The sequence below is a fragment of the Streptomyces scabichelini genome, from assembly GCF_011045015.1.
Lineage (GTDB): Bacteria > Actinomycetota > Actinomycetes > Streptomycetales > Streptomycetaceae > Streptomyces > Streptomyces scabichelini.
This window is the reverse complement of sequence record NZ_JAAKZY010000273.1, coordinates 1-12,801: the sequence shown is the minus strand read 5'-3', so window position 1 is coordinate 12,801 and position 12,801 is coordinate 1. Positions and strand designations below refer to the sequence as shown.

The following is a 12,801-nucleotide window of genomic DNA, read 5'->3' as shown; positions in this document are numbered from 1 at the left end:
ACCCGAGCCACCCGAGGCCCCCGGCTCCGTGCCCCGTGCTCGCGCCGCCTCGGGTGGCTCGGGTGACTCGGGTGGCTCGGGCGACGACGTGGTGCCCCGTTCCTCAGCCGCGCCCTCAGTCGACACTGCGTTCCGCCGCCTCGACCACGTTGACGAGGAGCTGGGCCCGGGTCATGGGGCCGACTCCGCCGGGGTTCGGGGAGATCCAGGCGGCGACCTCGGCGACGCCGGGGTGGACGTCGCCGACGATCTTGCCCTCGGCGCTGCGGGAGACGCCGACGTCGAGGACCGCGGCGCCCGGCTTCACGTCCTCGGGGCGGATCAGGTGGGCGGAGCCCGCCGCGGCGACGATGATGTCCGCCCGGCGGAGGTGCGAGGCCAGGTCGCGCGTGCCGGTGTGGCACTGCGTCACCGTCGCGTTCTCGCTGCGCCGCGTGAGCAGCAGCGGCATCGGGCGGCCGATGGTCACGCCCCGGCCGACGACCACGACCTCGGCGCCCTTGATCTCCACGCCGTACCGGCGCAGGAGGGTGAGGACACCGTTCGGCGTGCAGGGCAGCGGCGCCGGTTCGTTGAGGACCAGACGGCCGAGGTTCATCGGATGCAGCCCGTCCGCGTCCTTGTCCGGGTCCATCAGCTCCAGGATGCGGTTCTCGTCGATGCCCTTCGGCAAGGGCAGCTGGACGATGTAACCCGTGCAGGCGGGGTCCTCGTTGAGCTCGCGGACGACCGCCTCGATCTCCTCCTGCGTGGCGGTCGCGGGCAACTCCCGCTGGATGGAGGCGATGCCGACCTCGGCGCAGTCGCGGTGCTTGCCCGCGACGTACTTCTGGCTGCCGGGGTCGTCACCCACCAGGACGGTTCCGAGGCCGGGCGTGACGCCCTTCTCCTTCAGGGCCGCCACGCGGACGGTCAGATCGGACTTGATCGCGGCTGCGGTGGCCTTGCCATCGAGAATCTGGGCGGTCATGTCCCCATCCTCGCGGATGACCGGGCCCTGGTTCCAATCAGGTCGCCCCAAGGCCTCCCCACGACCTCACCGGCGCCCGTCCCTGCGGATCCGCTCAAGATCAGTGATGTTGCACTTGCACAACTCATACACAATCCGGCTGGACAAATAAGTGGCGTGTTAAGGACGATGAGCCGCACAGTGCCGCGGGCAGTGCCGGGGGGACGAACCGCATCTGTCGAAACCTTCCTCCGTAATGTGCCGCGTCGTCCCCGCACCACAACGGAGGAAAGACGCCATGAGCTTTGGCGACCCGAACAACCCCTACGGTCCGCCGCAGGGCCAGCAGCCCGGCTACCCTCCCCAAACCCCGCAGGGCGGCCAGCCGGGTTACGGCTACCCGCAGGCCCCGCAGGGTGTTCCGCCGCAGCAGGGCTACGGCAGCCCGCAGCAGGGCGGTTACCCCGGTTACCCGCAGCAGGGCCAGCAGCCCGGCTACGGCTACCCGCAGCAGCCGGGTTACGGAGCCCAGCCGCCGTACGCGAACTGGGGTCAGCGCTTCCTCGGCGTCCTGGTCGACGGCCTGGTGTTCGCGGTCCCCTATGCCCTCATTCTCCTGGGCCAGGACGCCCCGATACTGATGGCGCTGGGCGGCGTCGCCTTCATCGGCCTCGCGATCTGGCAGCTGATCATGGAGGGCCGCACCGGCCAGACGGTCGGCAAGAAGGCGCTGAACATCCGGCTGGTCCGGGAGATCGACGGCCAGCCCCTCGGCGTCGGCATGGCGTTCGTCCGCCGCCTGGCCCACATCCTGGACAGCCTGCCCTGCTACCTCGGCTGGATCTGGCCGGCGTGGGACGCCAAGAAGCAGACGTTCGCCGACAAGGTGTGCTCGTCGATCGTGATCCGCACGCACTGAGCGACGCCGTATGGGCGTGAGGGATGTCTTCCCGCCATTCATGTCAAGGGCCGTGTTCCACCCGTAAAGGGCGGACACGGCCCTGGCACGTCCCTCTACCCTGGTCCCACAGCTGCGCACGGGACGGGGAGAGCGACCTTGTACAGCATCATCGTGGTGCCCCCACGCACGACGAAGGATGACGGCGGCGGGAACCAGATCCGGCTCGCGCCCGGCGAACGTCTCGCCTTCGGCCGGTCCGAGGCCGGCAACGGACTTGCGATCGCACACGAGGGCGTCTCCCGTAAAGCCGGTGAGATCACGGCGCAGGGCGCCTTCTGGATACTGAGCAACCTCTCCGCCCACCAGACGTACGTCGTGGAGAACCCGGAGGGCGCGGGCGAGCACATCAAGGTCGGCCCCGGCCGCCTGGACGCGCCGGTCCCCTTCGAGTTCTCCCGGATCGTGCTCCCGGCGGCAGGCGACCTGCTGCCCATCGAGGTGTGGGCGCCCCGCCACGACTACCTGAACGCATCGGGCGGACTCGACGGCGCGACCACCGCGCCCGCCTTCTCCGTCGACCGCACCAAGCGGTACTTCGCGGTCCTCACCGCCCTGTGCGAGCCCCGTCTGCGCGGCGCACCGCATGCCCCGCTGCCCACCGTCGACCAGGTCGTGGAGCGGCTGCGCCCCTGCTGGCCGGCCGCGAGCCCGGCCGCCGTGCACTGGAACATCGACTACCTCGCGGTGAAGCTGCGCCTCAAGCCCGGCCCCGACACGGCGGATCCGGGCCCGCGCCTCAACGGCAAGAAGGAGTCCCTGGTCTCCCTCGCGCTGCGCTTCGACCTCGTACGCGAGGACGATCTCGTCCTTCTCACCGCCCCGCCCGGCAGCAGGGCGGTGCGGTGACCGACGCGTACGCCGTACCGGTGCCCAAGGGGTACCGGGTGGGCCCCTGGGAGGTGCGGGAGCCGATCGCCACGGGGGCCTTCGGGAGCGTGTACGAGGGGCGCAGAACCGATGGCGGACCGGACGCCCCGAGGACCGCCGCGCTCAAGTTCCTCCCCACCGGCACCGGCACCCCCCGCCAGCTCACCCATCTGCGCGAACTGGCCGAGCGGGAAGTGGAGTTGCACCGCAGGCTCCGGCGCCCGCGCCTCATCCGGATGTACGAGACGCTGACGGTGGACGACCCGGACCGTCCCGGCCTCGACGGTGCCACCGTCCTCGTACTGGAGAGGGCGGATTCCTCCCTGGCCGCGCTGCTCGCCCGCACCCCGCGCCCGCCGCACGGGCCGGTCCTTCTCGCCCAGGTCTGCGAGGGTCTTGCCCAGTTGCACCGGGCGGGCTGGGTGCACGGCGACCTCAAGCCCGCCAACGTCCTGCTGATGAAGGACGGTTCGGCCCGCCTCGCCGACTTCAACATGGCCGCCGAACTGGAGGGCACCCACGCCTACACGCCCGCCTTCTCCACGCCCGACTACACCCCGCCCGAACTGCTCTGGTCCGAGATCGGCGAGCGTGGCCGCCGGATCCGCCCCTCCGCCGACATCTGGGCCTTCGGCGTCCTCGCGCACCTCGTCCTCACCGACTCCTTCCCGCTGCCCGGCGGCACTCCGTCCACCCGCCGGGACGCGGCCGTGGCGTACGCGCGGGGCAGCGACGAACTCCGTCTGTCCCCCGAACTCCCGGATGCCTGGCGGGAGATCGTCCGTGACTGTCTCGCCCGCACGCACGAGGAACGGGTCACCGGGGAGGCGCTTCTGCGGAGGGTGGAGGCGGCGGCCGGGGCGAAGCCCTCGCCGCGGCCGGTGCTGTGGCGGCTGCGGAGGCGTCGCCGTACCGCGGTCGTGGGCGCCACGGCGGCCACCGTCGCGGTCGCGGCCCTCGCATACGGCGTGAACGCCTGGACCGACGACGAGGGCACCGCCCCTGAGACGAGGAAAGTCACCGCGGCGACGTACGGGAAGAGCGAACTCCGTACGGACAAAGGGGTTCCCGTCGCGTACCGCCAGTTGATCGTGGACTCCGCGCACGACTGCGTGCGGGAGGAGGTCACGCCCGCGCTCATCGCGGCGATGCTGAAGGCGGAGAGCGACTTCGACCCCGATCTCGCCGATCCGGGCACGGGTGAGGGCGAGTACGGCATCGCCCGCTGGACCCCGAGCGTACTGCGCTGGTGGATCCGCGCCGACGGCGTTCCCGCGAAGGAGACCCCGAGGCCGCCCTTCTCCCCCGCCGAGTCCATCCCTGCCATGGGCCGCTACCTGTGTTTCATCGAGCCGCGCCTGAAGGCGGAACTGTCCGGCGACCGCCGGGTGCTGACCGCCCTCGGGTACCGGACGTCGTACCGGGTCGTGAACGACGCGGGCGGGGTCCCCCCGAAGTACCGCGACTACGCCGACCGCGTCGCTCACTACCTCAAGGAGTACACCCCGCCCGGGAAGAAGTGACCCTGAGACTTCCGAGGTACCGGTGGGGTCCGGTCCGCGCCACAGTGGAGGCGTCCACCTACGGGGGTGGCAGGACCAGGAGGGACACCCATCATGAAGCGCACTCTCGCTTCGCTCGGCGCGGCCGCGGTACTGGCGGCGGGCGCCGTCGCCCTGACACCGGCGACCGCGTCGGCGGCACCGAACGGCTGCTGGGGAAACGCCGGCACCAAGACCGACGTGGACGGCCGCAGCTACGCGACGAAGTACTGCCACAACTACCAGAGCGCCGATCTCTGGTATGCCAACAAGGTCGTCGGCCATCTGTACGCGGGCGACAACTGGTTCGCCTGCCAGCGAAAGGTGCCGGACTTCCCGAACCCGCCTGTGAACGGCGCCAAGAACGACTGGTGGCTCTACACCCAGGGCGACACCGGTTCTTCGCACGGTGGCTGGGGCTGGTTCCCCGCGAACAAGGTCTCCGGCGGCGGTGACTACGAGCGCATCCCGGGACTGCCCACCTGCTGACGACCACATGACCGCGGCGGTCTCCGGCTCCTTCGGGGGAGGGCCGGAGACCGCCGCACGCATGTGTGCCCAGGTTTGCCCCACGGCCCCGGTGTCGGTCGCGGTAGCCTCGGATCGACTGCTGTGGCACGACGGCACGTTGTGAAGGAAGACCACCCGGGGGACCCATGTCAGACCAGCGGCCTGTGTCGCCGTACTCTCCGGCGACCGGGAACGCCGCGCTGGAGCAGGCCGGCGCGACCCCGCTGCAGTCCGCGGATCCGGGGCAGATCGGCCCGTACGTACCGCTCGGGCGGCTCGGCAGCGGTGGGATGGGCCGGGTCTTTCTGGCGCGTCCCGTCGACGACGGCCCCGGGCTCGCCGCGGTCAAGGTGATCAGGCCCGAGTACGCCGAGGACGCCGACTTCCGGCGGCGGTTCGAGCGCGAGGCGGCCGTGCACGCCCGGGTCGGACCGCCGGACGCGCCGGAGCTGCTGGGCACCGGGTTCCAGGACGAGCTGCTGTGGATGGCCACCCGGTATCTGCCCGGCCTCAACCTCACGGACGCCGTCAAGGAGTGCGGCGTACTGGAACCGCCCGGAGCATGGCGTCTCGTGGCCGAGCTCGGGCGGGCCCTGTCGGCGCTGGCCACCGCCGGGATCGTGCACCGGGACCTCAAGCCGTCCAACGTGATCCTGTCCGAACAGGGCGCCCACGTCATCGACTTCGGCATCTCGCAGGCCGCGGACAGCAGCGCGATCACGGGCACGGGCAACAGGGTCGGCACCCCCTCCTTCATGTCGCCCGAGTACCTCAGGGAGGGCCGCTGCGACACCGCCTCGGACGTGTTCTCACTCGCGAGCACCCTCGTGTACGCCGCGACGGGGCACGCCCCGTTCGGTGACGGCACCGGTGTGGACGTACTGCACCGCGTGGCGTACGAGGAGCCCAACGCGGAGATCATGCGCGAACTCGAAGCCATGGACGCCGCGTTGGCCGACCTGCTCGACACCTGCCTGGCCAAGGATCCCGGCGGGCGGCCGAGCCCGCGCGAGTTGGTCGAGGCGGCCGATGCGTACGGCGACAGCAGTTCCTCGCCGCCCTCTTGGCAGGCGCCGCTCGGCTCCCGGCTGCTCGCCCGGCGCCAGGCCTGCGAGGTGCTGCGGCACGCCTCCGTCCAGCAGACCGGGCATTTACGCACGCCTACGCAGCGGGTGGCCTCGCCCGCTCCGGGTCCGGGCTTCGGGCCGCCCACGCCGCCGGGTGCGTACGGTCCGGGACCACAGACACCGCCGTACGGTCCGGGATCACAGACCCCACCGGGGGCGTACGACCCTCCGACGCCGCCGGGGCAGTACGGTCCGCCCACCGCCCCCGCACCGCGCGGCCGGAAGAAGGTGTACTTCGCCGTCGCCACGGGCCTCGCCGTGTGTGCCGTCGCCGTGAGCGCGTTCCTGCTCACCCGGCCGGCCTCCGAGGACACGGCCTCCTCGTCGCCTCCGGCCACCGGGACCAGCACCCCCGACGACAAGGCGAGGGCACCGCTGCCCAGTTCCTCCGCTTCCCCCTCTCCCAGCAAGGAGAAGGATGACGGGACAGGCGAGGAGCAGAAAGACAAGGAGGACGACTCCTCCGGAGGAGAAGCCGAAGCCGCTGACGGGGGCGGCACGGGCGGTGCTGAGGACACCACCCCCACGGAGACCGCGACGGGCACGCCCGGCGGGGCCGGCGGGACCGGCGGGACCGGCGGGACCGGCGGGACCGGCGGGGAGAACGGTGGCGGCACCGCCCCTCGCCCCTCCCCGACGAAGAGCACGGCCGAACCGGCCACACCGCCGTGGATCTCCCAGTGCACGTACTACTCCGGCACCGAGCTCACGCAGTTCGGCGACAAGAACCAGCGGGTGGTGCAGGTGCAGTGCATGCTGTCCAACCGCGGATACAGCATCGGGCGCGCGGGGGTGGACGGTCAGTTCGGCGAGGACACCCTGTCCGCGGTCAAGCTGTTCCAGAGCGACAAGGGACTGAGCGTCGACGGCGATGTCGGCCCCAACACCTGGGCGGCGCTGCGCAGTTCGACGTAACGGCAGACGGGACGACGGACGACGACGGCCCGCCGGTGCACCACCGGCGGGCCGTCCTTGCGTCCTTGCGTCTTTACTTGCTTTCGGTTGGCGGAAGACTTCCGGTCAGTGGAAGAAGTGCCGCGTCCCCGTGAGGTACATCGTGATGCCGGCCTTCTGCGCGGCCTCGACGACCAGCTCGTCGCGGACCGAACCGCCGGGCTGGACCACGGCCTTGACCCCGGCGGCCGTCAGGATCTCCAGACCGTCGGGGAAGGGGAAGAACGCGTCGGAGGCGGCGTACGAACCCTGAGCGCGCTCGGCACCCGCCCGCTCCACCGCCAGCTTGGCGGAGTCGACCCGGTTCACCTGCCCCATCCCCACGCCGACCGAAGCCCCGTCCTTGGCGAGCAGGATGGCGTTGGACTTCACGGCACGGCAGGCCCGCCAGGCGAAGGCGAGGTCCGCCAGCTCGTCGGCGGACAGGGCCTCGCCGGTGGCGAGCGTCCAGTTGGCGGGGTCGTCGCCCTCGGCCTGGAGTACGTCCTTGACCTGGGCGAGACCGCCACCGTCGATCGGCTTGAACTCGGCCGGAGGTTGCGGGCCTTCGGGGCAGCGAAGGACGCGGATGTTCTTTTTCCGGGCCAGGACCTCGACCGCGCCGTCCTCGTAGTCCGGGGCGACGATGACCTCGGTGAAGATCTCGGCGACCTGCTCGGCCATCGCCACGGACACCGGACGGTTGACGGCGATCACACCGCCGAAGGCGGACAGCGGGTCGCAGGCGTGCGCCTTGCGATGCGCCTCGGCGACGTCCGCGCCGATCGCGATGCCGCACGGGTTGGCGTGCTTGATGATCGCGACACAGGGCTCGGTGTGGTCGTACGCGGCCCGGCGCGCTGCGTCGGTGTCCGTGTAGTTGTTGTACGACATCTCCTTGCCGTGCAGCTGCTCGGCCTCGGCGAGACCGCCGCAGCCGCCTGTGTACAGCGCGGCGGGCTGGTGCGGGTTCTCGCCGTACCGCAGTACGTTCTTGCGCTCGTACGTGACGCCGATGAAGCCCGGGAACTCGCCACCGTCACCGGCGTAATCGCCGGCGAACCAGCCCGCGACTGCCACGTCGTACTCGGCGGTGTGCCGGAACGCCTCCGCGGCGAGCCGCTTGCGCGCGGTGAGGTCGAAGCCGCCGTCCGCGGCCGCCTTGAGGACGTCGCCGTAGCGGTCGGGGTTGACGACGACCGCGACCGAGGGGTGGTTCTTGGCGGCGGCCCGGACCATGGAGGGTCCGCCGATGTCGATCTGCTCGACGCACTCGTCGGGCGAGGCGCCGGAGGCGACGGTCTGCGCGAAGGGGTAGAGGTTGCACACGACGAGCTCGAACGGCTCGACGCCCAGCTCGTCGAGCTGCCGCCGGTGGTCCTCGAGCCGCAGATCGGCCAGGATCCCGGCGTGCACGCGCGGGTGCAGCGTCTTGACGCGACCGTCCAGGCACTCGGGGAACCCGGTGAGTTCCTCGACCTTGGTGACCGGGATCCCGGCGGTGGCGATCTTCGCGGCGGTGGAGCCGGTGGAGACGAGCTCGACACCGGCCTCGTGCAGTCCGCGGGCGAGGTCTTCGAGCCCGGTCTTGTCGTACACGCTGATGAGCGCACGCTTGATCGGGCGCTGCGTACCTTCCGTGGTCACTTCGGCGGTCACGGGATAACTACCTTTCGTCCCTCGATGCGATAGCCGTGGCGGGCGAGCCGCCCCACGACATCGACGAGCAGCCTTCGTTCGACTTCCTTGATGCGCTCATGGAGAGCGGCACCCTCGTCCTCGTAGTCCTCGTCCCGGACCTCGACCACGCCCTGAGCGATGATCGGGCCGGTGTCGACGCCGTCGTCGACGAAGTGGACGGTGCAGCCGGTGACCTTCACGCCGTACGTGAGGGCGTCGCGGACGCCGTGCGCTCCCGGGAAGCTGGGCAGCAGCGCAGGGTGGGTGTTCACGAACCGGCCGCCGAAGCGGGCCAGGAACTCCTTGCCCACGATCTTCATGAACCCGGCCGAGACGACGAGATCCGGCTCGTACGCCGCCGTGGCCTCGGTCAGCGCCCTGTCCCACTCGTCCCTGGTCGCGTAGTCCTTCACGCGGCACACGAAGGTGGGCAGGCCCGCGCGCTCGGCACGCGCCAGGCCCTCGACGCCCGCGCGGTCGGCACCGACCGCGACGATCTCGGCCCCGTAGACGGCCCTGCCCTGCGTCGCGATCGCGTCGAGGAGAGCCTGCAGGTTCGTACCTGATCCGGAGACCAGCACGACGAGGCGCTTGGCCACAGGATTGGCGGCCACGGCGGGGCCCTTTCTCGGGAGAGCGTTTGTAGGGTCGTACGAATGCTTCACGCCCCCTGATACGGGGAAGTCTACGAAGCGGCCGACCGTCAGCAACGATACCGGCACAGCGGTCGGCCCTCATGGGACGGGGGCGTGGCCGGAAGGTAGCGTCTGGGGAGGATCCGCCGGGGAACACGATCGCGCAGGGGAACGCCTCCAGCGCACGGGACGTTGACCAGGGACGGGTGCAAAACTCGGACACGACGCCCGCGCTCCACCAGCACGCTTCACCATTTGGTTCCACCAGCCCCGATCCACCAGCTGATCAACCGACCCGATCCACCGACCTGATTCGCCAGATCTGACTCGCCAGACCTGATTCACCAAGGGGAAGACGCACACCTGATGCCGGACCGCAGCCTCCGACTCCTCCAGCTCCTTCCCTCCTTCGCGTCCGGCCCCTCGGGGGCCGCGCAGGGAGGGGGGCGTGGTGCGCTCGTCCCGTCCTTCGCGACCGACCACCCGTCCGGGACCGTGCCCGCGCAGGGAAGCGGCCGTGAAGGGTTTCTGCTGCGTGAGCGGCACTCGTCCTCGTCGGCCACGCCGCCGCGTGAGGGTGAGGGCCCGGCGCCGGAGGGCAACGGTTCGGCGCGGCCCGAGAACCCCGAGGACGGCGCCTCGTCACCGCAGGGCGGTCAGGGCCCCTCGGCCCCCTCGGACGACAACCCCTTCGCCCCTCCCCCGGAGGGCACGCCCGACCGTCCGTGGCAGCCGCGGCGGCCCGCGGACGGTCAGGGACAGGGCAACGGCGACCGCTCACCATGGGGCAGCCAGTGGAGCGACCGGCAGCCGGGGCCCACACAGGGCGGCGGCTTCGGCGACCGGCCCGGCTCCTCGGGCGAACCCGGCGGGCAGGGCGGGCAGGGCGGCCCGGAAGGATCCGGCGGCCCCAATGCCAGTCTCCGCTGGGACCCGACGGACCCGGCCCAGCGCCGCGCACGCTATGCGCTGCTCTCGGGCATGTGGGCCTTCTTCTTCGCACTCTTCAGCTGGCCGTACGTCGCGCTGCTGCTCGGTGCGCTGGCCCTGTACTGGGGGATCAGCGCCCTCCGCGCCAAGCCCCGCACACCGGACCCGGACACCCCGGCGCCCCCGTCCGGCTCCGGCGCCCGGCCCCAGACCACGGCGGCAATCAGCGGCCTGGTCACCGCATCACTGGCCCTCGCCATAGTCGCAGCCGGCTTCACGGCCCAGCTCGTCTACCGCGACTACTACACGTGCGTGAACGACTCCCTGACGAACACGGCAAAACAGTCCTGCGACAAGCTCCTTCCAGAGGAGCTGCGGGGAGTGTTGGGAACGCGTAGCTGAGGCCTCCGGCGGCTGGGCGGTTTGGGTTCGTTGTCGGCTGCAGCGCCGTCGCGGCTGGTCGCGCAGTTCCCCGCGCCCCTAAAGGGGCGCGTCCCCGAAGCCCCAAGCCACCACGCACCCGCCACTCACCCACCGGCGGGAGGGGGCGTGGGTCGGTGCGTCGTATGCCCGTCGCGTAGGTTCGGTCTCAGGCCACCCGCACCGTGTACCACCACCGGGCCGTATGCCCACCCTGCGACGGGCTGACGCACCGGCCCACGACCCCGCACCCCCAACGAACCCAGGGGCGCGGGGCTGTATCAATTTGCGGCTCCGCCGCGTGGGCGCGACCAGCCACAACGAACCCGCACCAGACCCCCCATTGACTTGAAGAGCACTTCAACTTCCATACTCCCGCCCAGTGCCCGCAATTTCGGCGGGCCCCGAAGGGGAGGACACCCGCATGCGCTACCGCACGATCGGCACTGACCCGAAGACCCGTCGCAAGGTGAGCGTCCTCAGCCTCGGCGCAATGCTGTTCGGCACCGTCACCGACGAGGAGACCTCGTTCGCCATCCTCGACCGCTACGTCGAAGCGGGCGGCACCTTCATCGACACCTCCGACAACTACGCGTTCTGGGTCAACGGCACCCAGGGCGGCGAAAGCGAGGCCCTCCTCGGCCGCTGGCGCCGCAGCCGCGGCATCGGCGACGAGATCGTCATCGCGACGAAGCTGGGCGCACGCCCGCTCGCCCCCGGCACCGGCTACATCGACAACCCCGAAGGCCTGTCCGCCAAGGCCATCCGCGCCGCGGCGGAAGGCAGCCGCGAACGGCTCGGCGTACCGAAGCTGGACCTCCTGTACGCCCACATCGAGGACCCGACCGTGCCCCTGCGAGAGACCGTCGAGGCCTTCGCGGAACTCGTCGCGGAGGGCACCGTCGGCCTCCTCGGCGCGAGCAACCACTGGACGTGGCGCCTGGAACGGGCCCGCAGCCTCGCCACGGCGGCCGGTCTGCCCGGCTACGAGGTCCTCCAGTACCAGCACAGCTATCTGCGCAGGCGCGCGGACCAGCCAGGCCAGCTCTCGCCGGACGGCGACCAGGGCGCGACCGGCGGCGACCTGCTCAGCTACCTGCGCACCGAGCCCTCGCTGACACTCGTGGCCTACTCCCCGCTGCTGAAGGGAAGTTACGTCCGCGAGGACAAGCCCCTCGGCCCCGAGTTCGACCACGCGGGCACCCCCGCCCGCCTGGACGCACTCCGCTCGGTCGCCAAGGAAACCGACGCCACCGTCAACCAGGTGGTCCTTTCCTGGCTGATCGACGCCGAGATCCCGTCGATCCCTCTGGTCGGCTGCTCCTCGGTGGCCCAGCTGAACGAGAACCTTGCGGCGTTGGACCTGCGACTGACACCGGACCAGCGGGCGAGGCTGGACGCGGCCTACTGAGCCGACGCTCGGCCGGGCGCCGATGCGGGTTCAGCTACGAGTGCCCCTCAAGCAGGGCCGGGCGGCTCGGGATCCGTGCGCTCGGATGGCGTGGATGCCTGCTTGAGGGGCGCCCAGAGGGGCTCGCGGGAGACGCCGTCGTGCCAGAGGGAGTCGAAGGGACCCGAGGGTGCGGCGGGGTCGAGGGGCAGGAAGTCGTACGGCTCGAAGTCGGTGTCATCGGGGCCGGCGACCGGTGTCTCCCGGCTGTGCCGACGGGGCAGCCGTGCCCAGCTGGGCCAGAACTTCGACGCGGACTTGGGCGCGGCATCGGCCACGGCATCAGGCGCGGTCTCAGGCGCGGTCTCAAGTGCGGCATCAGGCGCGGTATCAGGCCGCCCGGACACCCGTGGCTCCTCTGATCGCGGTGACCGCGATGCGCGTTCCTGAGCCTTCCGTACCCACGGCTTCCGCACCCACGGCTTCCGCACCTGCGGGACTCTTACCTGCGGGCCCCCTACCCGCGGGTCCCGTACCCGCGGCTCCCGCAGACGCCACGCCCGCAGCCCCAGCGCCACCGGCATCCCCACCAGCGCGATCCACCCCGCCGCCGCGGGCCCCGTCTGCCACCAGACCGGGCCGAAGTCGGCCAGTGCCGCCACCCCGAGGGGCCCACCGGCCAGGGCGGCGAGCACCGCGAGGGCGAGCCCGCACAGGAGCGCCGCGAGCACCACGGTTCCGGCGGTCCGCCCGCGCGACCAGGCCGCCTCGGCGCGTGCGGGTGCGGGTGCCGTCGTGGTTCCGTTCCCGCGTCCGCCTCCTGCCGATCCCTCGTGCCCTCCCCCGCTCGTCCCGGAC

The 12,801-nt window shown here is 71.4% G+C and carries 11 protein-coding genes; 7 read left to right on the top strand and 4 right to left on the bottom strand.

Annotated elements, in window-relative coordinates:
* Nucleotides 1-115 precede the first annotated feature (115 nt).
* The gene (locus G5C60_RS45210; RefSeq protein ID WP_165269138.1) at nt 116-970 is read right to left on the bottom strand and encodes a bifunctional methylenetetrahydrofolate dehydrogenase/methenyltetrahydrofolate cyclohydrolase; all 855 of its coding nucleotides are present in this window, start codon (nt 968-970) and stop codon (nt 116-118) included.
* Between the two features lie 277 nt (nt 971-1,247).
* On the opposite strand from G5C60_RS45210, the gene G5C60_RS45205 reads away from it, so the two are divergent.
* The 5 genes from G5C60_RS45205 to G5C60_RS45185 all read left to right on the top strand — a co-directional run bounded on the left by G5C60_RS45205 (nt 1,248) and on the right by G5C60_RS45185 (nt 6,870).
* Entirely contained in the window at nt 1,248-1,868 is a 621-nt protein-coding gene (locus G5C60_RS45205; protein WP_165269136.1) for an RDD family protein, read from the top strand.
* A 138-nt stretch (nt 1,869-2,006) separates the two neighbouring features.
* Nucleotides 2,007-2,756: an FHA domain-containing protein gene (locus tag G5C60_RS52800; protein WP_165269134.1), complete on the top strand. Its 750-nt coding sequence runs from the start codon at nt 2,007-2,009 to the stop codon at nt 2,754-2,756.
* The gene (locus tag G5C60_RS45195; RefSeq protein ID WP_165269132.1) at nt 2,753-4,300 is read left to right on the top strand and encodes a protein kinase domain-containing protein; all 1,548 of its coding nucleotides are present in this window, start codon (nt 2,753-2,755) and stop codon (nt 4,298-4,300) included. The genes G5C60_RS52800 and G5C60_RS45195 overlap by 4 nt, the downstream gene beginning before the upstream one ends.
* Nucleotides 4,301-4,393: 93 nt before the next feature.
* Nucleotides 4,394-4,807 (top strand): hypothetical protein, encoded by a 414-nt coding sequence (locus G5C60_RS45190; RefSeq protein ID WP_206440800.1) that lies wholly within the window; start codon nt 4,394-4,396, stop codon nt 4,805-4,807.
* Nucleotides 4,808-4,974: 167 nt separating this feature from the next.
* The gene (locus G5C60_RS45185; RefSeq protein WP_165269130.1) at nt 4,975-6,870 is read left to right on the top strand and encodes a serine/threonine-protein kinase; all 1,896 of its coding nucleotides are present in this window, start codon (nt 4,975-4,977) and stop codon (nt 6,868-6,870) included.
* Nucleotides 6,871-6,975: 105 nt separating this feature from the next.
* Here G5C60_RS45185 and purH read toward each other — a convergent pair whose 3' ends face one another.
* Complete coding sequence (gene purH / locus G5C60_RS45180; protein WP_165269142.1) at nt 6,976-8,535, bottom strand: bifunctional phosphoribosylaminoimidazolecarboxamide formyltransferase/IMP cyclohydrolase; 1,560 nt, start codon at nt 8,533-8,535, stop codon at nt 6,976-6,978.
* An 8-nt stretch (nt 8,536-8,543) separates the two neighbouring features.
* Entirely contained in the window at nt 8,544-9,182 is a 639-nt protein-coding gene (gene purN, locus G5C60_RS45175; RefSeq protein ID WP_165269128.1) for a phosphoribosylglycinamide formyltransferase, read from the bottom strand.
* 387 nt (nt 9,183-9,569) lie between these two features.
* Here purN and G5C60_RS45170 point away from each other — a divergent pair, with 387 nt between their 5' ends.
* Together G5C60_RS45170 and G5C60_RS45165 are read left to right on the top strand one after the other, a co-directional pair.
* Entirely contained in the window at nt 9,570-10,535 is a 966-nt protein-coding gene (locus tag G5C60_RS45170; protein ID WP_241267534.1) for a hypothetical protein, read from the top strand.
* 442 nt (nt 10,536-10,977) lie between these two features.
* Complete coding sequence (locus G5C60_RS45165) at nt 10,978-11,964, top strand: aldo/keto reductase (protein WP_165269126.1); 987 nt, start codon at nt 10,978-10,980, stop codon at nt 11,962-11,964.
* Between the two features lie 47 nt (nt 11,965-12,011).
* Here the strand turns inward: G5C60_RS45165 and G5C60_RS51370 are convergent.
* A partial coding sequence (locus tag G5C60_RS51370) for a cell division protein PerM (protein WP_241267533.1) occupies nt 12,012-12,801 on the bottom strand: 790 nt, incomplete at its 5' end.

Excerpts from the sequence above, each read along its gene's own strand:
- G5C60_RS45210 (WP_165269138.1), bottom strand. The coding sequence starts at position 970 with ATGACCGCCCAGATTCTCGATGGCAAGGCCACCGCAGCCGCGATCAAG.
- G5C60_RS45205 (WP_165269136.1), top strand. The coding sequence starts at position 1,248 with ATGAGCTTTGGCGACCCGAACAACCCCTACGGTCCGCCGCAGGGCCAG.
- G5C60_RS45190 (WP_206440800.1), top strand. The coding sequence starts at position 4,394 with ATGAAGCGCACTCTCGCTTCGCTCGGCGCGGCCGCGGTACTGGCGGCG.
- G5C60_RS45185 (WP_165269130.1), top strand. The coding sequence starts at position 4,975 with ATGTCAGACCAGCGGCCTGTGTCGCCGTACTCTCCGGCGACCGGGAAC.
- G5C60_RS45170 (WP_241267534.1), top strand. The coding sequence starts at position 9,570 with ATGCCGGACCGCAGCCTCCGACTCCTCCAGCTCCTTCCCTCCTTCGCG.
- G5C60_RS45165 (WP_165269126.1), top strand. The coding sequence starts at position 10,978 with ATGCGCTACCGCACGATCGGCACTGACCCGAAGACCCGTCGCAAGGTG.